This is a genomic window from Myxococcus sp. AM010, assembly GCF_013372585.1.
GTDB classification, from domain to species: Bacteria; Myxococcota; Myxococcia; order Myxococcales; family Myxococcaceae; genus Myxococcus; species Myxococcus vastator.
Genome location: NZ_JABXEO010000002.1, coordinates 88299 through 108572, shown reverse-complemented (window position 1 = coordinate 108572; position 20274 = coordinate 88299). Strand labels below are relative to the sequence as shown.

Annotated in this window: 10 protein-coding genes; all 10 read right to left on the bottom strand. The window is 66.1% G+C overall.

What is annotated here, in order from left to right:
• Window positions 1–21: 21 nt before the first annotated feature.
• On the bottom strand, window positions 22–762 hold the full coding sequence (locus tag HV826_RS02050; RefSeq protein WP_176415328.1) for a thioesterase II family protein: 741 nt from the start codon (window positions 760–762) through the stop codon (window positions 22–24).
• The gene (locus tag HV826_RS02045; protein ID WP_176415327.1) at window positions 759–1472 is read right to left on the bottom strand and encodes a spermidine synthase; all 714 of its coding nucleotides are present in this window, start codon (window positions 1470–1472) and stop codon (window positions 759–761) included. Before HV826_RS02045 ends, HV826_RS02050 begins: the two co-directional genes overlap by 4 nt.
• Window positions 1469–2818, bottom strand: a complete 1350-nt coding sequence (locus HV826_RS02040; protein ID WP_176415326.1) for an MFS transporter — start codon at window positions 2816–2818, stop codon at window positions 1469–1471. Before HV826_RS02040 ends, HV826_RS02045 begins: the two co-directional genes overlap by 4 nt.
• A 212-nt stretch (window positions 2819–3030) precedes the next feature.
• A complete protein-coding gene (locus HV826_RS02035; RefSeq protein WP_176415325.1) occupies window positions 3031–4410 on the bottom strand; it encodes a condensation domain-containing protein in 1380 nt (459 codons plus the stop codon).
• Window positions 4411–4440: 30 nt separating this feature from the next.
• Window positions 4441–11820 (bottom strand): non-ribosomal peptide synthetase/type I polyketide synthase, encoded by a 7380-nt coding sequence (locus HV826_RS02030; protein WP_176415324.1) that lies wholly within the window; start codon window positions 11818–11820, stop codon window positions 4441–4443.
• The gene (locus tag HV826_RS37955) at window positions 11817–13079 is read right to left on the bottom strand and encodes a cytochrome P450 (RefSeq protein WP_176415323.1); all 1263 of its coding nucleotides are present in this window, start codon (window positions 13077–13079) and stop codon (window positions 11817–11819) included. Before HV826_RS37955 ends, HV826_RS02030 begins: the two co-directional genes overlap by 4 nt.
• Before the next feature lie 18 nt (window positions 13080–13097).
• On the bottom strand, window positions 13098–13859 hold the full coding sequence (locus HV826_RS02020; RefSeq protein ID WP_176415322.1) for a bifunctional 2-polyprenyl-6-hydroxyphenol methylase/3-demethylubiquinol 3-O-methyltransferase UbiG: 762 nt from the start codon (window positions 13857–13859) through the stop codon (window positions 13098–13100).
• On the bottom strand, window positions 13856–14104 hold the full coding sequence (locus HV826_RS02015) for an acyl carrier protein (RefSeq protein ID WP_176415321.1): 249 nt from the start codon (window positions 14102–14104) through the stop codon (window positions 13856–13858). The genes HV826_RS02020 and HV826_RS02015 overlap by 4 nt, the downstream gene beginning before the upstream one ends.
• 340 nt (window positions 14105–14444) lie before the next feature.
• A complete protein-coding gene (locus tag HV826_RS02010; RefSeq protein WP_176415320.1) occupies window positions 14445–18578 on the bottom strand; it encodes a non-ribosomal peptide synthetase in 4134 nt (1377 codons plus the stop codon).
• 42 nt (window positions 18579–18620) lie between these two features.
• Window positions 18621–20231, bottom strand: a complete 1611-nt coding sequence (locus HV826_RS02005) for a B12-binding domain-containing radical SAM protein (protein WP_176415319.1) — start codon at window positions 20229–20231, stop codon at window positions 18621–18623.
• Window positions 20232–20274: the final 43 nt, after the last annotated feature.

Sequence of the window (20274 nt, the reverse complement as noted above, 5' to 3'; positions counted from 1 at the left end):
CTGAAAGCCGTCAATCACGCCTCAGCGGACAAGCAAGTCAAGCGCGCAAGACAAGCGTTGCAACAGGAGGCCGCGCGACGTGGTCAGAAAGAAGTGTCCATCCGGCAACAGCTCGACGTCGAACGCTCCCGTCGTCTCGGCGCGCCACGCCTCGAGTTCCGCACAGGAGATCTCATCCTCGCGCCCTCCGAACACGGTGATGGGGCACGCGAGCGGAGACCGGCGCTCATGAACATACGTATCGCACAGCGACAGGTCGCACCGGAGCGTCGGCAAGAGGAGCCGCAGGAGCTCAGGGTACTCGTCGAGTTCGGGCCGGTTGCTCATCCTCTTCACGTAGGCGACCACCTCGGCGTCCGTGCGCGCCGAGAGCGCGTCCAGCAGTGGAACCGTCGGAGCCTGGTGCGCCGCGGGGAAAAGCGCGAGCGGCCCCGCCCGTCCACGGGCACGCAGCTCGTGCGCCAGCTCGAACGCGACGAGCGCCCCCATGCTGTGTCCATAGAACGCGAACGGCAGGTCGAGCAGCCTGTCGAGGCGCTCCGCGAGCACCGGCACCAGCTCGCGAATCGTGCGAAACGCCGGCTCGGCGAATCGCTCTTCGCGGCCTGGCAACTGGACGGGGCACACCTCGACATCGGGAGGCAGCGCCGCCGACCAGCCCCGGTACGCGGAGGCGCTTCCGCCAGCGAACGGGAAACAGAACAACCGCAGCCGCGCGGACGAACGCGCCTCGTACGCGCCGATCCAAGGGTTCGCCGTCATCGCCCGTCCGCTCGACGCCCCGTGAGAATCCGGTAGTCAATCCGCCGAGCCCCGCGGTCAACAGGAACGATCCACTGGCGCACGCCTTCGAAGCACGTCTCCAGGCGGTCCAGGCATCGGGGAGCTGGCTCCGAGGACCAGATGGCCAGCACGCCGCCGGGCCGGAGGGCCTCCCAACATTGGCGGAGGCCGGCCTCCGAGTAGAGGTCGTGGTTCCCGACCGCCGAGAGCGACTCTGGACCGTTGTCCACGTCGAGGAGCATCAGGTCGTACTCGCCGCTCGCCTCGACAATCGAATCCCGAACGTTTCCCTCACGCACGAGCACCCGCGGATTCGAGAGGTCGGGGACCGGCAGCTCGGCGCGGACGTCGGGGCGCGCGAGGAACGACACCAGCATGGGCTCCAGCTCGACCACGACGGCCCGCGCCACCCGTGAATCGCGCAGCAGCGCCTGCAGCGTGAAGCCGAAGCCGAGCCCGCCGACCAGCACGTGGAGCTCGCCACCTTCGCGGCATTCACGCAAACCAATCTCCGCGAGCGCCTCCTCACTTCGGTGCTCCGCCGAATCCATCAAGAGCTTGCCATTGAGGATCAGCTCGTAGACAGCGTCGCCGTCAGCCTCCTCTCGCCTCTGGAGAACGTACTCGCCCGTCGCCCGGTCCACGCGGACAAGCACGGTTGGCAGCGAATGCTCGAAGGAGAATCTCATTCATGCGTCTCCATGACTCCGCGATTTCGCGCTGAGTCCTCATCACCCCGTCCACTGAAGGCCGCGGGATAGTGCTCTACGTAGAACCGGGACGTCACGGCCGCGTCGGCGTCGAAGAAGACCCGGTAGTTGGGGATCAGGAAGACGGCGAACGACAGCGCCAGGACGGCGCCACCGGAAACAACGAGCGTCATCTCCAGACCGAAGGTCGCGATGAGCCAGCCAGTCACGGCGATCCCCGCCGGCGCCGCGATCGCACCAATGAAGATGCGCACGGAGACCGCGCGAGATCGGAACGCGTCAGGCATCGCGAGCGTCGTCTGCGACTTCAAGGGGATGTTCGCCGCGATGACCGCCATCCCGAACACGAGGAGCATCAGCGAAGGGAGCACGACGCCGCGAGCCCAGGGGAGCACCATGATCGCGACGCCGCTCGCCGCGAGGCCGATGAAGACGACCGTGCTCCGGCGAACCCAGCGCTGCACCGTACCCAGCGCCATCGCGCCGAGGATCGCGCCGACGCTCATGCTCGTCTCGAGCAGTCCCAGCATCCAGGCCGGCTGGTTCTGCGCTTCCTTGACGAAGTAGGCCAGTGAGATGTCGAGCGGTGCGATGGCGAGGTTCAGGAGCCCGGCGAGCACGGCGACGCCGAGCTCGATCGGGATGGAGGTCACGACGCGGACCCCCTCCTTGAGCTCCTGGAACCAGGCTCGGACACTATATAACTGCCGGTCCGCTGACTCAGCGCTTTGCACCTTCGTCACGGCGACGATGGACGCCGTCGCCGCGGTCGCGACGAAATAGGTGCCCGCGTCAATCAGTAGCGCGCCGGCCGGCCCGAGCCAGGACACCACGCCCCCGCCAACCACGCCACCGAGGATGGTCCCGAGCGGCATGATCGCCTGATCCTTCTGGATGGCAATCTCGACGTTCTCACGACTGACCAACTGCGGAATGATGCTCTGCGACACCGACATGAAGAGCGCCGAGCCCACGCCGTGCAGCAGGGAGACGACAACAATGAGGGGCAGATTGAAGTAACCGCGGAGCGCCATGATGCCGAGGAGCAGGGCGGTGCCCAACCGCCAGGCATCGCCGAGCAGGGCGACCTGCTTGCGGCTGAACCTGTCTCCGATCGGACCGAACAAGGGGATGAGCAAGAGCTGCACGAACGTGACAGGCGCGACGATCGTCGCCATCGTCGCGGCCGAGCCGGTCTCATCGAGGATCCACCACGCCAACGCGAGCTTGTTGCAACTGTCCCCGATGACGGAGGCGAGTTGCCCCAGGCGATAGAGCCAGAAGTCGCGGCCGAGCCCTGGCGGCGATGTCGATGTCCGAGGCATTGAAGTCCTACTTGGGTCAGAGCCCATGTCGAGCTCCGGTACGGCACGCCCGGCGGACCGTGGCACCGGCGCTTCTTGTCACGTCCCATCACAGCTCGAAGCGCCGACGCAGGCATGGACACGTCGGAGCTGACCCCGTCGTCGCTCGCCATGAGACGATGCGGGCGAGCCGAAGGGGGTGACCTGTGCGGGGACCTTCGAGTCCCCGACGACTACGAGGTACCTGACGACGGTCCCCGCCGCTCTGGCGCTCCGAAATCGAGCGCCCCACACGCCGGCAGCTCGCTGTCCATTACGCGGAGGGCCACATCGCCAAGCGATGCCTCGACGTTCACGTTGAACTGCTCCAGAATCCGCATGAGCGCGACCTGGACCACGGCCGCGTCGAAGCTGTGCCTCCGCGGGTCGTGATGAATGGCGATCTTCAGATCGCGCTCGGTGATGTAGACATCCAGGTACGCGTCGTAGTGCGCCTGCTCGTTGAAACGAATGTTGCGCACGTGAAAAGGAAGCGACAGGGCCTGGCCGTGGTCCAGGTCGACGCGGTCAATCGAGAAGTTCACGACCGTCAGCAGGCTCGACGGTGTCGTGTGGCCGTACGCCATGATGTCGCTCAGCGACATGTAAGCGAACTCCGACGACAGAATCGCGTGTTGCCGTATCTGAGAGATTGTCCTGGCCACTGTGTCGGTTTCGCGCACGCGCATCGGAACCGTGTTCACGAACAGCCCGCCCATCTTCTCCACGTCTCCCAGTCGAATCATCCTCCCCGACACCACGCAGCCGAAGATCGCTTCTGCCTTCTGGAAGTGATCGAGCACGTACGCTCCCCAGGCGGCGAGCAGGATGTGATTGACCGTGGAGCGGTGACGCCGTGCCAATGCGCCGAGGAGCTCACGCGCGCTTGGACCCCATTCGACGGTGACCGTGACCTTGTGAACGTCGACGTCAGGAGCGGGAAGCGCGGCGCCCGCGCGACAGGTGTGACCCTCCAGGTACTTCGTCCAATACGCTCCCGCCTTGCGCTCGTCCTGACGTTCGATCCAGTCGAGGTACAGCCGGTACGGCACGCGCGGGAGCTCCGTCTGTTCGATGCGCTCACTGGCGCTGCGATACGTCTCGCAGAACTGATCCTGGAGGAGCCTGCCCGTCCAAGCGTCCGCGATCAGGTGGGAGTAGGACCAGAGGAACGCGTGCCGATCGGGGCCGAGTTTCACGAGTTCGCAGCGCGACGTCTCGACAGCGAGGTCGAAGTTCCGTTCCATGTCCTCCGCGACATGGGACTCGAACGCGCCGTCCGGGTCCGGCAGCCCAGAGAGGTCGCGATACCGCAAGGGCCGCTGACGATAAGGCAGGACCACCTGCCGGGGCCCGTCGAGACCGTCGTTGACGAACACGGTGCGCAGACATTCGTGAGCCTCGACGAGCTTGCTCAGACAACGGTCGACCAGCTCCACCTCGATTGGCCCATTGACGTCGCACAGCATCTGCTCCACGTAGACCCGGTTCTTCTTGTGCAGGTGATGGAAGTACATCCCCTGCTGCACCGGCGACAGCGGGAGGTCGTTCTTCTCTGGGCGTGTGTGTGTCATGACTCTTCCTTCAGCCCCGGAGGCACCGGTTCACATCACAGCCGCTGCGCGTCGCGCGGGCGCCGGCAGGAAGCCGGCTTCCTGCATCTCCAGCACTGACTCCCTGAAGACGCGCACGATGAAGTCGACGTCGGCATCGGTATGCGCTTCGCCGAGGAACGAGGCGAAGCCGTCCAGGATGTGCAACCCCCGGTCCCGCAGGTAGATGAACAAGAGGTCGCCGAAGGGTTGATTCTCCAGGTAGCACGTCTTCCAGACCGAGCCGAAGTGACGGATTTCGAGCGGCGCCTCGACCTCCGTGAAGAACGCGTTGAGCTCCGAGGCGAGGCGCTCGGTCCTGTCGTTGCACGCTCGCTGCAACTCCGGCCCGCGCGCCCTGAGGTGAAGGAGCGATGCCCTCGCGGCGGCGAGCGCCAAGGGATGGCGGACAAAAGTGCCGGCGAAGTACGTCACGCCCGCGGTCGGTTTGGAGTCGTCGCCGAACCGCCACGCCCCCCCGTCCAGCGCGTCCATGAACCGGCGCAGGCCGGCGATCACGCCAATCGGCATGCCGCCGCCAATGACCTTGCCGTACGTAGCGAGATCCGCGCGCACGCCGAAGTGCTCCTGCGCTCCGCCCGGCGCGATCCGGAATCCGGTGACGACCTCGTCGAAGATGAGCGCGCAGCCCGATGCGGCGGTGATCCTCCGGACCTCCTGCAGAAATTCGCGAGGCTGAAACTCCGGCCGCCGGCTCTGCACCGGCTCGACCAGAACCGCTGCCAGCACGCCCGCGTTCGCGCGCAACGTCTCCAGCGTTTCAGGCGTACCGTAGTCGAGCACCATGATGTTCTCGGCGGTCGACGGCATGATTCCCGGTGCCGCGGGTATCGCGCGCCCCTTCTTCGTGCCCCGGACAATCACCTCGTCGTTGACGCCGTGGTACGAGCTATTGAACGAGGCGACCATCCGTCGGCCCGTGACGGTCCGGGCGATGCGGAGGGCCCCCATCACCGCCTCGGAACCGGTGTTGCAGAACGCCGCGCGTTCAAACCCGGTGATTTCACAGAGGAGGCGCGCCACCTCGCCCGTCAGTGGGTGCTGGGGGCCCAGTTCGATGCCGCGCTCGAGCTGCTCGCGCACCGCGTCGAGGATGAACGGCGGTGACCAGCCGAAGAAATTCGAGCCGAAGCCGCAGAGCACGTCGACGTATTCGTTCCCATCGACGTCCCATAGCCGTGACCCGAGCGAGCGTTCGACCACGATGGGGTAGACCATCTCCTTGATGTTCGGCCGAAACCCGGTGACCACACGCGGGTCGGCCATGAAGCCGCGGTTCTCTTCGGTGAAGCGCTTGGATCCCTTCGTCTTCGCGCAGTACCGCCGCACGAGCGCCTCCAGACGCGCCCGTTGATTCGGCGTGGGCTCCTGGTTGGTGGTGAGCGTGATGCGTGCGGCCGCGCCGAACGCCCTCTTCGCGTCGTAGACCTCGCGCGTGGCCCCGACGTCGTTCGCCAACGGCGTGCCGAGCAGGGTGACCGCGGGCTGGTCGGCCCGCGCGTCGGCTGGAGCGCCAATCTCCAGCTGGGAGGCGGCGATGGCCGGCGCCGCGGCGTGCGTCGCGAGCGGCGCCCCTCCGAGGAGGGCGAGCTGTTGTGAGATCAGACGAAGTTGCTGTTCGAGGAAGTACTGCACGGTTCCCGGCTCGAACGTCACCGCCGGCGCGGAGGCAGGCACGGCGGGCGCAACCGCCGACACGGGCTTGAGCACCACCGCGGGTGCGACGTCGCCTTGCCCCGGCAGGGCCGGCTGGACGGTGGCCGCGGCTCCCTCCGGTTCGCTCGGCAGGCTCGCTTCAATGTGACGCGCCAGCGCCCCCAAGGTGGGATGCTCCTCGAGCAAGTGCCACAACGTCGTCTCCACGCCGAAGCGCTTTTCAATCGTCAGCGCGATCTGCGTCAGGAACAGCGAGTCAAGACCGAGCTCGACGAAGCTCGTGTTGTCCTCTGATGCACCGACCTCGACTCCCGAGGACTCCTCGATGAGCTGCTTCACCGTGGCCGTGATTGCACCGAGACGCGCTGGACTCGGGGCGCTCGGCGGGGTTCTGGAAGCTTCGGGCGTCGGCTCTGTTGCGCGAGTCACGGCGGTGTCTCCTTCTCGGTACGATGGCGCCATCACGACCTCCGAAGCTGGTGGCGCCCCCTCGATCCAGAACCTCCGCCGCTCGAACGGATAGGTGGGCAAGGGCACGCGTCTTCCGCGCTCTTCGCCGTGGAGCTCGGACCACGCCGGAGAGATGCCCGACAGCCAGAGGTGGCCTGCGGCGTTGAGCAGCGCCGCGTATTCAGCGTCGCCCTCGGCGGTGTCGCCGAGCGACGAGACGGCGATCTGCAGGGCTCGGTCCGTGACCTGTTGCCGCGCGAGCGTCGCGAGCGTCGTGCGCGGCCCGACTTCCAGGAGGAGGCGCCCTGGCGTCTCCCAAAGGGTGCGAATGCCCTCCGCGAAATGGACGCTCTCGCGCAGATGCCGAGCCCAGTACATGGGGCTCGTGGCCTCGCCTGGCTCGATGAGACGCCCCGTCACCGCGGAGACGAACGGCGTGGTCGGCTTCGACAACGCGACCTTCGAGACGAACTCGGCGAACGGCTCGACGACGGGGTCCATCATCGGCGAATGGAACGCGTGTGAAGTCTGGAGCGCGCGGCAGACGACGCCTTCGTTCGCGAGCTCACGTTCGAGCTCCCGGAGGGGCCCGCTCGGGCCCGCCACGACGCACAGCGACGGCCCGTTCACCGATGCGATGGCCAACTCGGGGTGGCGCAAGCGCGGGCGCACCCGCTCCGCGGCGAGGCGCACGGAGAGCATGCCGCCAGGCGGAAGCGACTGCATCAGCCGTCCGCGCTCCGCGACGAGGCGAAGCGCGTCTTCGACAGACATCACCCCCGCGAGCGTCGCGCACACGAACTCGCCAACACTGTGTCCGATCATCGCCTCAGGGATGACCCCCCACATGCGCCAAAGCTGCGCGAGCGCGTATTCAATGACGAAGAGGGCGGGCTGGGTGAACTGCGTCGCGCGCAACAACTCCGCGGCCCGCGTGTCCCCGCCGCTGGCGAACATCACCTCGCGCAGGTCGCGACCGAGCAACGGCTCGAGGATGCGGGCGCACAGGTCGACCACGGCGCGAAACGAGGGCTCGCTCCGGTAGAGCCCAGAGCCCATGCCGACATACTGGGCGCCTTGACCTGGGAACATGAATGCGAGGCGCGCGGGCAGGCTCGGCACCGAGCGAGTCGCGACGCCCGGTGAGCTCAGCTTCGAGATGGCCTCCTCGCGGTCCTTCGCAACGACAATCGACCGTTCACGGAAGCCGCGGCGGCCAACCTGGAGCGTGTACGCGACGTCGGCGACATCCAGCTCGAGGTTGTCCCGCAGATGACGCGAAAGCTCGCGCTTCGCCACGTCCAGCGCCGATGTGCTCCGCGCAGAGACAAGCAGGAGGTGCGCAGGTCGCGACGACGCCCGGTCCGGCCGCTCCGGAGGCTCCTCGACGATGACGTGCGCGTTCGTGCCGCCGACGCCGAACGAGCTGACGCCCGCCCGGAGCGGCCGTTCACCGGTCCAACCAGCGAGCTCTGTCTGGACGAAGAATGGGCTGTTCGCGAAGTCGATGTTGGGGTTCGGCCGCGTGAAGTGAAGGCTTGGGGCGAGCTTTCGATGGAAGAGCGAGAACGCCGCCTTGATCAGCCCGGCGGTCCCCGCCGCCGTGACGAGGTGCCCGACGTTGCTCTTGATCGAGCCAAGCGCACAGAATCCCCGGTCGTTCGTCGTCGCTCGAAACGCCTTCGTCAGGGCCTCGACCTCGATGGGGTCCCCAAGCGGCGTCGCCGTTCCGTGGGCCTCTACGTAGGAGATTGAACGGGCAGCGACGCCGCCGTCCTCGAGTGCGCTCGTGATCGCCGCCGCCTGACCGTCGGCGCTCGGCGCCGTGAAGCTCGCCTTGCGGCCGCCGTCGTTGTTGATGCCCACCCCCCGAACGACGGCGTAGATCGTGTCACCGTCGGCCAACGCATCGTCGAGCCGCTTGAGAACGACCAGCGCCGCGCCGTCGCTGAACAGGGTGCCGGTCGCGGACGCGTCGAACGGCTGGCAGCGCCCGTCTCTCGAGAGCATCGCGCCCTCTTGGTAGACATGCCCGCTCCTCACCGGAACGGTGATTGAAACGCCGCCCGCGATCGCCATGTCGCAGTCTCCGGCGCGGAGGCTGCGCACGGCTTCACAGACGGCGACGAGCGACGTGGAGCACGCGGTGTGGACGCCAATCGCGGGGCCCGTGAGGTCGAGCTTGTACGCGGTCCGGGTCGCGACGTAGTCCTTGTCATTGAGGAACATGACCTGGAATGCGCCGAGTTGCTCGACGAGGTCGGGCCTCGCGAGGACCTTGGTGGCGTAGTACGAATTCTGGTAGACGCCGCCGAAGACCCCGATTCTTCCGTCGTAGCCCTCGGGGGTGTACCCGGCATGTTCCAGGGCGGACCACGACGCCTCGAGGAAGACGCGCTGCTGCGGGTCCATGAGCGTCGCTTCGGCCGGCGTGATGCCGAAGAACGCGGCGTCGAACGTGTCGGCGCCCTCGATGATGCCACGCGCCTTGACGTAGCGTGGATCGCGTCGCGCGGCGGCGGCCACCTCGGGGTCGAGCTCCGCGTCCGAGAACCGTGAGACCGAGTCTTTACCGGCCGAGACGTTGCGCCAGAGCTCCTCCACGTCGCGGGCCCCCGGAAAACGGCCGGACATGCCGACGATCGCGACTGGCGCGCGTGGCTCCGATGTCGCATGCCGGCGCCCGCGCCGCCGCGACGCGCCGCCCGATGCCGTGCCGCGCTGCTCGTCGAGCCACCGCGCCAGGTCACCGAGCCTCGGGTGCTGAAAGAGCTTGAGCACGGGCACATTCAGCCCGTGCTCCTTCTCCAGCAGTGAAACGGCACGCATCGCGAGCAGCGAGGAGCCTCCGAGGTCGAAGAAGCCGTCCCTGGCACCGACCTGGTCGATGCCGAGCACGAAGGCGAAGACCCCCGCGAGCGTCCGTTCGGTCTGCGTCGAGGGCTCGACGAAGTCCGTTCCCATGTCGGGCCGCCTCCCGAGCGGCCTTGGCAGGGCCTTCCGGTCAATCTTCCCGTTCGGCGTGAGCGGCATCTCCTCGAGCCGGACGAAGCGCTGCGGAACCATGTATTCGGGGAGCGTCCGCTTCAGGTGGGCCCGGATGTCCGCCTCCGACACCGAGCCGCCGCGTTCGTCGACGTAATAGCCCACGAGGCGACGATCCCCGGGGTGGTCCTCTCTGACAATCACCGCCGCCTGGCGGAGGCGGGGATGGTTCGTCAACGTGTCTTCGATCTCCCCGAGCTCGATCCGATATCCGCGGAGCTTTACCTGGTTGTCATTCCGGCCCAGACACTCGAGCCGTCCGTCGGGCAAGTACCGGCCGAGGTCCCCGGTTCGATACAGCTTCGCGTCCCTGCCCTCGCGGAACGGGTCGGGCACGAAGCGCCGCTCGGTAAGCTCGGGGCGATTCAGGTAGCCATTGGTGACGCCCTCTCCTCCAATGTAAATCTCGCCAACCACGCCGACGGGCACGAGGTTCATCCTCGGGTCGAGGATGTGAATCTGCGTATTGGCGATCGGACGGCCGATGAGCATCCGGCCGAGTTCGACGCGCCAGAACGTGGACCACACGGTCGTCTCGGTGGGCCCGTACGCATTCCAGACGCTTCCCGCGCGGGGCAGGAGTGCCTCGGCGAGATCCGGGGGCATCGCCTCACCACCGCATACCGCGGTGACACCGCCGCCCCCTTCCCAGCCGGCCCCGAGGAGGAGGCGCCAGGTCGACGGCGTCGCAACCACGAACGAGACCTCGCGCTCGCGTACGATCTGGAGAAGGCGAGCGCCGTCCGTCACCGCATGACGCTTTACCAGGACGATCTTCGCGCCGACCGTGAGCGGAAGGATCACCTCCGTGACGGCGAGGTCGAACGTCAACGTCGCGACCGCAAGCGCGACGTCGCGAGCCGTCATGCCGGGGCACTCGCGCATGCTCAAGACCAGGTTGACGACCGAGCGGTGCGGGACCACCACTCCCTTCGGCTTGCCTGTGGAGCCCGACGTGAAGATGACGTACGCCGTGTCAGCGGGTGTCGCGGACCGCTCGTCACGTGGACGCGACGTCGCCTCCGCGGCGCCCTGCTCCGCCGCATCCTCGACGTCCACGATCCTCGGCACGCCGAGCTCGGCGGAAAACGCGAACCCCCGGGACGAGAGCAGCACCGGGATGTTCGTGTCCGCGGCGACGAAGCGGAGCCGTTCCACGGGATGCGCCGGATCCAACGGGACGTAGCCGGCGCCTGCTTTCAACACACCGAGAAGACCCGCGATCAAATCGACCGACCGGTCGATGAGCAACCCGACCAAGGTCCCCCGCCCGACGCCCGCTTCCCGCAACGATTGGGCGATCGCTTCGGCCCGCCGGTCGAGAGCTCCGTACGTGATCGTCTCGCCAGCGGCGTCGTCGCCGTCGACCACGACCGCGACCGCGCCCGGGTCCCGAACAACCTGTGCCTCGAAGAGCTCGTGGACGCACCGCTCGACGTCCAGCTCAACGCTGGTTTGATTCCACGACGACAGCAGCCGTCGCTCTCCTTCCGTCAACACCGCCAGCGCGCCTACCTTTGAAGAAGGATGCGTCGCCGCACCGTCGAGCAGGAGCTCGAACACGCCCATCCAGCGGTGCATCGTTTCGTCATCGAACAGCGTCGCGTCGTAGCGAAACTCGCATCGCAGCGCCGGGCCTTCTCGCGTCACGCGCAACAAGAGTTCAAGCCAGTTCTGCACTTCGGCCGGCGGCTCGCCCGAGGTCGGCTCGCCGAAGCTGAATCCGACGGACGTGAAGGGCGCACGGCTCACGTCGGCGGCGGCGTTCATGCGCTGGGCGAGCGCCGCGAGGGAGACTCGACGATGCTGAATGGCTTCCGCGACGTCGCGGCTCACCGCCGTCGTGAGGTCCTCGAGCGCCGCCTCCCCGGGCACGGCCGTTCGCAGCGGCAACGGTTCGGTCTCACCGTCGCCTGCGAGCAAGAGGGTGACGAGCTCCTCATGCCCGGACATCCGGGAAAGGAAGACGAGAAACGTGGACAGGACCACCGAACGGAGTTCGGTGCCGGTGCGCGTGGCGAGCGCATCGAGCGCGGCCACAACCGACGGCGAGACGAGCAGCTCCGCTCGCCCCTCCGTCGCTCCTTTCACCGGTGGGCGCGTTCGATCTGTCGGCAGCTCGAGGACCGGAAGCTCACCCGCCAGGCGGGTCGCCCAGTACCGCTCATCGTCATTGCAGCCTTCACAGGTCGACATCTGGGAGAGCGAGGTCCGAGTCATGTTAGAACGCTGCCGGTCAACGCGACCGGCATCTGCTTGATGCGGTTGATGAAGTTCGAACGCGCATGAAGGACGTCGCCGCGCACATGGACGATGACCCTTCGACGGATCATCTCCTCGAGCAGGATTCCGATCTCCACGCGGGCGAGGCGCGCCCCGAGACAAAAATGGGGGCCATATCCGAACGATAGATGCCGGTTTGGAGTCCGCGTGATGTCGAAGACGTCGGGCTCCGGAAACTCTTCTTCATCCCGATTGGCCGCCGCGTAGCACATGACGACACGCTGGCCCTCCTTGATTGAGTGCCCATCGAGCACGGTGTCCTTGGACACGGTCCTCCGGAAGTAGACGACCGGAGTCACCCACCGGAGCATCTCCTCGACCGCGGCCGGGACGAGGGTCGGATCGGCGAAGAGCTTCTCGCGCTCCTGGGGGAACTCGGAGAGCGCGAGCAGGCCACCAGCAATCGTGCTCGCCGTCGTATCGTACGCGCCTGTGACCAGCGACCAGAAGTAGCTCAGGAACATGTCATCGGGAACTGGCTCGCCCTCAGGCCCCGTCGCGTTCGCGAGCGCACTGAGCACGTCGGGCCGAGGGCTGCGGCGGCGCGAATGCATCGCTTCGAGCCCATAATCGTAGACCTCGTAGAGGGCCCTCATCGCCTGGCTGCCGACCGACTCGTATTCCTTGTCTGTCGGAGGCAGGCCCGCGGCACGGATGAGCACGTCACCCCAGACGCGTGCCCGGTCGAGATCATCAGCCGGAAACCCCAGCACGTCACCGTAGACGACGCGAATCGGGAATGCTTCCGCGACCTCACGCACGAAGTCGAGGTCACGCATCGCCATCGCGCGGTCAAGGGTGGCAGCGGCGTGAGCCCGGATGCGCTGCTCGCGTTCGGCGACGGCTGCGGGCGTGAACAGCGGAGCGATGATCTTGCGGTAGATCGGGTGTTTTGGCGGATCGAGGTGAGCGAAGCCGTCCCGGCTCATCATGAACTGTGGCGGCAACGGCGGCTCTGGAGCATCCGCGAGCACAATCCCCTTGTTCGAGACATAGGTCGTCGTGTCCTTCGAGACCTCGACGATGTCGCGATAGGTGGTGACGAGCCAGAAGCCATCCGGACGCGCCCCTGCAACGCGCGCCGCGGAGGGAAGCTCGTGCCAGGAGACCGGCGACTGTCGGCGTAGCCGGGCCAGCGCCCCGAACGGGGTACCGCGCGAGAAGGTGTCGACGTCCAAAAGGTCGAATGGCTGCACGAGGATCTCGCTCTCAGGTCAGACCTTCTCGGCGATCACCGCGAACCCCAGGCCGCCCGCATGGTTCACGTCAATTTCAATCACCTTGAAGCCGCAACGCTCCAGCATGAACTGGAGCTCGGAATGGAACAGGAATCGGAAGCTGACCGTGACGGCGATGCGCTCCGGCGCGCCTTTCCTGGCGAACACCGCATCCCACTCCTCGACCTGCGAGTGTCGGTCATTCCGAAACGTCACCGACAGCAGGTATTCGTCACCATCGCGCGTCCGGAAGCGCGTGTGCTCCTGGAGCTTCTGTTCGTAGACCACCTTGTACCGTGGCTGGACGAAATCGGCATAGATGCGCCCGCCCTTGCGCAGGTTCCTGTGGCAGCTCTCAAACAATGCAATCTGTAGCGCGCGGTCGGGGAGCGCGATCACGAGCCCCTCGGGCATGACAATCGAGTCGTACGGCTCCTCGCCGAGGTACGACAGTGCGTCCGCGGTGAACTGCCGCACCCGCTTCGCGACCGAGGAATCCTCCGCGCGGAGCTTTCCTGCCAGGACCTCCTGCATGGACGACGAGATGTCGACGCTGTCCACCAGGAACCCAGCGCGTGCCAGTGGCACGGTGAGCATGCCGGTCCCAGAGCCGAACTCGAGGACTCGGCGGGTCTTGTCGCGCAGGTGCTTGAAGTAGAACCCGTTGAACAGCTCGGGCTCACGCGATCTCGCCTGGCCGAAGTACGGTGCGTCGTCGTAGATGCGGGATAGGAACTGGTCGTACTGGACGTCGCTCATCGGTCGATGCTCCCATTCGTGCACGTCTGCGACATCCGCCTGCTGACTTCGGCGCTCAGGTTCCCGAAGCTCTGGGCCTCGAAGATAGACATGAGGGGCATCTCGATTGAGAACTCCTTACGAATCTCCATCGCGAGCGCGACGAGCTTCGCGGAGTCCCCACCTTCAATGAAGAAGTTGCTTGAACTCGAGACCGAGTCGACTCCGAGCAGCTTGCACCAGATTTCTCTCAAGGCCGCTTCCATTTTCGTCTCCTGCTTCCGTGTCCTGTCCTGACTTGCTGCCAGCCAACCGGCACGCCGCCCACGGGTCGCGATGAGCCCTCCGCCAGTCGAGCCGGCCGCGAATCCCCGTTGATGGCGAGCGAGCACTGGCGTCGGGCAATGAGCGACAACCGTCGGTCCGACACCAGCGAGAGCTCCGTGAACTGCCTCCTGTCCAGCTCGTCACCCCGCGCCTCCGGACGTCGCTCCGGCGTGCAAGAGGTGCTGCTCGCCCTGATAGCCAACGGCATCGGGGACGAGGCGCGCGCGGGTGAATCAATGGCAAGCACGATATCCCCCGACGACGAACGACCTCAGGGGCTCACACCCGCCGGTCGCCGAGCAGCGCGCAGAGCTTCGCGATTGTGTCGTTCGCGAACAGCTCGCGAAGCTTGACCGGATAGCCCCACTCTCTCACTGCCTTCGCGACGACCGTCACGGCAAGAGAGTCGCCACCGAGCATGAAGAAGCTGTCGTTCCTGCCAATCCCATCAGGCGAGATCTTCAGGACGTTCGCCCAGGTGCGGACCAGCTCGTTCGCGAGCGCGCCGTCCTCCAGTACGGCGCGCGTGTCGTCCTCGCTGACAGTGGGCGGGCTGGCGTCAATGCGCCAGGGCTCGCCGTCGTCGAGCACGCCGAGGCCAGCGAGGGCCACGTCAGGCGCGGCGACAATCCGCTGCAGCAGCGCCACGAACCCGCGGCCGAGCGCCTCGACCGTGGACGCGTGAAGGCGTTCGCGCGCGTACTCGAACACCAGGCGGAGGTCGCCATCCGTCGCGCGAACCTCCAGCAGCAGATCGAACTTCGCGGTCCCGTTGTGGACGTCAATCGCTCTGGCCTTCGTATCTCCGAGCCGCAGCGTTTCGGCCCCATCCTCAATCATCGCGACCATCACGTTGAAGACAGAGCGGTTGTCGACCGTACGCGCCACCGCGAGGCTCCGCAAGATGTCCTCGAGTTGCGCGTCCGCGTTCGCCATGTCGCGCAGCAACTCCTTCTTGACGGTCTGCAAGAACTGACCGACCGCGGCGCGCTCATCGAACCGGTAGAGCAGCGGCAGCGTGTTCAGGAACAGCCCTATCACGCCGTGCGTCTCGGGCCGCGACCGCTCGGAGATCGGGCTGCCGATGACGATTTCGTCCTGTCTGGTCAGCCGGTGGAGATGGAGGGCGAACGAGCCCGCGAACAACATGAACAGCGTCAACTCCTCGCGCCGGCACAGCTCCCGAATCGAATTCGCCAGTTGCTCGTCGACGCAGACGACATGCTGGTCGCCACGGCCGGTCTCGCATCCGTCAGAGCCCTCCGTGAAGGGCAGCGCGACTGGCCCGAGCCGCGCCCTGGCCAGCTTGTCCTTCCAGTAGGCGAGCTGCGCCATGTACGGCGAGGCCCGCTGTTGGTCTCGCTGCCACGTGGCGTAGTCGACGTAGCGCAGCGACGGCACCGGCCCGAGCTCGCCTCTGTTGTAGGCCGACTGCAGCTCTCGGAAGAAGATGCCCAGCGACGTCTCATCGACGATGACGTGATGGAATTCGAAGAACAAGTACCGGCCGCGGTCCGCCGCATCCACGAGCGTCACCGCCAACAACGGAGCTCGTGACAGGTCGAAGCGAGTCCTCAGCGCACGTAGCGCGTCGGAAAGGTCGTCGGTCGCCGCGACCGTCTGCCGGCGAATGGAGAGCGTGCACTCGCGCTCGATCGCCTGCGACACACCGCTCTCCTCCCAGACGAAGTACGTCCGGAGGCCGTCATGCCGCTTCACCACCGCGTTGAGCGACGCCTCCAGCCAGGCGACGTCGAGCTCGCCCGCGAGCTCGAACACGACGGGCACGCTGTAGCTCATCTGCAACGCATCATCGGCCGCGAGCACCAGCATGCGCTGCTGCGCCGGCGACAGCGGATACCCTGCCCTGTCGCCAACCGTCTGGATCGCCGTATTCAGGGGCTCACGTTCGCGCTCGATGACCGCCGCCAGCTTCCGGACCGTGTTCGAGCGGAACACCTCATCCAGAGACAACGTGACCCCGAACTCGGCGTGGATGCGGGCCAATAGCCGGGTGGCCTTCAGGGAGTGGCCCCCCAGCGCGAAGAAGCTCTTGTTCACGGCGATGTTGTCGAGCTCGAGAAGCTTCGACCACATCACCGCGAGGCGTCGCTCAACGTCGGTGGACGGCTGCTCGTCATTCGAGCGTGCTCGTTGACTCCTTGCGCGCGCCCTGACCTCGACGAGGTCGTACTTCCCGGCCTGCGTCAGCGGTATCTCGTCGAGCCGCACCACCTCGGCGGGCACCATGTACTCCGGCAGACGCGCCCGCAGGTGCTCACGCAGCGCGTCCACGTTGACGGCATCGGACGCGGTGAAGCACGCGACCAGGGCCGCGTCGGGGACAGCCTCGTCGACAAAGACGACCGCCTCCTTCACGCCGTCGTGCAGCAGGAGCTGACGCCGGATGTCCTCGAGCTCGATGCGATACCCGCGCAGCTTGACCTGATCGTCCGAGCGACCACGGAACTCGACCGTGCCATCTGGACGCCACCGGCCAACGTCGCCGGACAGATAGATCCGCTGACCTCGCCACGTCACGAAGCGCTCGGCGGTCCGCTCCGGGTCGTTCAGGTATCCTCGCGCCAGCCCCGGCCCGCTCAACGCGATCTGCCCGAAGACCCCCGGCGGAACTGGCCGAAGCGCGGCGTCGAGGATGTAGAGCCCGACGTTGCCGACCGGCTTCCCAATCACCTGCACCGACTCGACCTCCATGTTCGGATGGAAGGTCGAGACCACCGAGTTCTCCGTCGGGCCGTAGCCGTTGGACAGAGCCACCCGAGGGTTCAACGAGCGGCACAGCGCAACCGTTGCCCGCCGCGTGACATCTCCCGCCAGCGCCACGCCCACGAGTGAGGACAGATCCGCCTCCGAGGCCTCTTCCAGGATTCCGTGAAACAGGGCCGGAGTGAGGCAGCTATGCGTGATTGCATGCTGGCGGATGTGCCGCACGAGCGCAGAGGGCGTGCGGGCCTCGTTGTCCTTCACCAGCACCGTCGTGGCCCCCCCGGCGAGCGACGAGAAGAAGGTCAGGACAAACCCGTCGAAGGCGGACGAGAACACCTGCAACATGCGGTGCCCCGGCGAGACCCCATGCGCCGCGGTCCAGCAGGTGACGGCGTTGACGATGCCCCGATGCTCAATCAAGACGCCTTTGGGCGTTCCGGTCGACCCCGAGGTGAAGATGGCATACGCGATGCCGTCGCGGGCGAACTCGCGCGACGGAGGGAGCGCGATGGCATCGTCACCCGAGGCACTTGCCTCATCCACCGTCAGCACCAAGGCCCCGCCCGGCACCTTGCTTCGCTCCAGGTTGGTCAGCACGCAGCGTGGCGATGCCTGGTCGAGGATCGCGGCGACGCGGGCGGCCGGCAGGTCGGAGCCGACCGGCACGAAGGCGGCACCTGCCTTTCCGACCGCCAGGATCGCCGCGACCATCTCCACGCTTCGGCTGTACAGCAGCACGACGAAGTCGCCCGGCTTGACGCCACGGGCGACAAGCCCCCGCGCGGCGCGCTCGCTCATGGCGTTGAGCTCGGCATAGGTGACGCGCTGGTCGCCGCAGCTCAGCGCGGTCGCCAAAGGGGTCTTCCCCGCCTGCCACTCGAACAGCTCGTGAAGCGCGCAGTCCTCGATGGGACGCACGGTGCCCTGCGAAAACGCGGCCAGCCGCGCCGCGTCCGCATCCGCGAGCCACTCGATGTCGTTGAACGCCCTGGACGTCTCGCGACTGCTCCGGTCGACCAGGAGCGAAAGGTAGCGCGCGAACGACTCGGCCAGCCGCTGCTCGACCACATCCGGATCGAGCACCAGCTCCGCCTCCAGCCTCGTCCCTCGCCGTGAAACGTGGGCGACAAGGGGCGACCGGTCGGACAGGTCCGTGCGGTCATGGAGTGCCTGGGACGAAATCAAGACATGAGCATCGACGAGGTCACGGGAGGCACCGGTGAGCTCGGCCGCGAAGTAATCCTGATTCGAGTAGGCGCCAATCACGGTGCGCTGCGTGATGGCGCCGTTCTCCCTCAGCCCTCCTCCCAGGTCGACCTGATCCTGGAGGAGGACGTAGTCGGCGCCCCCCCGTGATGACGCCAGCGCGCGCGTGGCGGGTTCGCGGTAGGTTGGCGACAGCAACGACACCCGCGGCTCACCGGTAAACCGCGCCACGGCGGCCTTGAACACGGTGACGAACAGGATGTAGACGGCCATGTCCGAGCCGCCCGCGATCCGGAGCAGGTTCCCGGATGCCTCGTCACTGATCTCCAGTCCGACACGGGCTCGGCGTCGCCCAGGAGAGGGGCGATCGACGGACAGATACTGGATCAACGACGCGCACGTGAGCGCGTCCACGCTCCGGTTGCGCCAGTATGTCGTCTGTTTGTTCTTGATCGCTTCTGCCGACAACATCTCGTTCATGCGTACGGACCTGGGGCTCGGGGTTGGCGATGTCGATTCCCTTCAGAACTTCAGCTCCGCGCGCGCGAGGAGTTCCGAGTTCATGCTCGCGGCACCAGCCGGCGGCGCGGGTGACAACAGCCCTGCCCGGACCTTGGCGTTGAACGCTCGCAGCATCCCCTTGATGCGCTCGACGCTCCAGCCTCGACTGAGCAGGTTGAACAGGCTCGGATAGTCGAAGTCATTCTGTGGCAACCACACCGAGTTCTCGATGTGACGATGAAGGTAGTCGACCCACCACTGGGCCTCTCGCGACGTCATCGTGCTGTGCGACCACTCGAACTGAGAGTTCGTCAGATTGTAGTTCGCCGCCTGCTTGTGGATGGGCGTCGACGTGTCGTAGTACCAGAGCTGCGCTCGAAAGAAGTCCGGCTGCGCCGTTTCAATGAGGTCGATCGTCTCGCGGATCGTGCTCTCCGTCTCTCCGGGGAAGCCGACGATGAAAGAGGCGTAGCTCATGATTCCGTGCTGGCGCAGCACCTTGATGCCGCGCCGGTATGCCTCGACACGGGACTTCTTGTTCATGTTCCCGAGGATCGTGGCGCTGCCGGACTCGATGCCGAGAAACACCCCATGGCACCCGGCCTCGCGCATGAGGCCGATGGTCTCCTCGTCGATCTGCTGGAGCCTGAGGTTGCAGTCCCACTTGAACCGGTATCGTCGCTCCTTGAGAAGTCGCAGCAACTCACGGTACCTCCCCAGCGGGACATTGAAGGTGTCGTCGACGAACGTCACACTCCTGACCTCAAGTCGCTCGAGCTCGTCGAGCTCGCGCGCGACCAGGGTCGGCTCGAGGTACTTGTACGACCCTGCGTGGATCGGAAAGCTGCAGAAGGTGCAGGCGTACGGGCAGGAGACCGCGGTCCGGACATTGACCATCTTCCGTCCCCGGTGGCCCACGTCGTTCTCGAACAGGGACCAATCGACGACGTTGTGGCCGAGTTCGCTGGACTCGGTCTCAAGGGCGTTGGCGACGAACTTGCCACCATCTCGATAGATGCAGTTCGCGATGCCGGCAGCAGATGCCCCGTCGATGACCGATTTGATGATATTGACGAGCGCCTGCTCTCCCTGCGAGCTCACGACGTAATAGTCGGCTCCGAGCTGCTCCAGGGTGAACAGGAAGGACTCATGATCGTGAATCTTGTTCTGGGTCGTGATGAACGGACCGCCCAGGATGATCTTCGTGTCCGGCGAGTAGCGCCTGATCGTCTCGATGATGTCGGAGATCGGGAGGGCGACGACATAGTAGGTGGTCGTCACCGCCACGGTACGGACGTGATGGCTCTGGAGCTTCTCGATCAGGTCGGCGCGGCCCTCGCGGTACGAATTGAGGTAGGCGCAGGTCAGGCCGCGCCGACGCAAGAACGTGCACAGATAGGCGATCGTCGCGCTGAAGATGTTGTCGTAATTGAACTCCGACTCGTCCGGCGACCGGTGATACCGGTTGAAGTAGTCCGTGCACGAGACGACCTCACCATCTTCCTCGTAGAAGCTGGTGCAGATGTCCCTGAACGCGCCCGAGTCCTCACCGAGCTGTCGGATGCTCTCGACGAAAGTCGGGAAGTGCATCTGATGATGGCCGATGACCAAACAATCAACCGTTTCCTTCATCGCGAGACCTTCCTTGTCTGGAGGTGGCGTTCCGTGGCCAGCC

Excerpts from the sequence above, each read along its gene's own strand:
- HV826_RS02050 (WP_176415328.1), bottom strand. The coding sequence starts at position 762 with ATGACGGCGAACCCTTGGATCGGCGCGTACGAGGCGCGTTCGTCCGCG.
- HV826_RS02045 (WP_176415327.1), bottom strand. The coding sequence starts at position 1,472 with ATGAGATTCTCCTTCGAGCATTCGCTGCCAACCGTGCTTGTCCGCGTG.
- HV826_RS02040 (WP_176415326.1), bottom strand. The coding sequence starts at position 2,818 with ATGCCTCGGACATCGACATCGCCGCCAGGGCTCGGCCGCGACTTCTGG.
- HV826_RS02035 (WP_176415325.1), bottom strand. The coding sequence starts at position 4,410 with ATGACACACACACGCCCAGAGAAGAACGACCTCCCGCTGTCGCCGGTG.
- HV826_RS02030 (WP_176415324.1), bottom strand. The coding sequence starts at position 11,820 with ATGACTCGGACCTCGCTCTCCCAGATGTCGACCTGTGAAGGCTGCAAT.
- HV826_RS02020 (WP_176415322.1), bottom strand. The coding sequence starts at position 13,859 with ATGAGCGACGTCCAGTACGACCAGTTCCTATCCCGCATCTACGACGAC.
- HV826_RS02015 (WP_176415321.1), bottom strand. The coding sequence starts at position 14,104 with ATGGAAGCGGCCTTGAGAGAAATCTGGTGCAAGCTGCTCGGAGTCGAC.
- HV826_RS02010 (WP_176415320.1), bottom strand. The coding sequence starts at position 18,578 with ATGAACGAGATGTTGTCGGCAGAAGCGATCAAGAACAAACAGACGACA.
- HV826_RS02005 (WP_176415319.1), bottom strand. The coding sequence starts at position 20,231 with ATGAAGGAAACGGTTGATTGTTTGGTCATCGGCCATCATCAGATGCAC.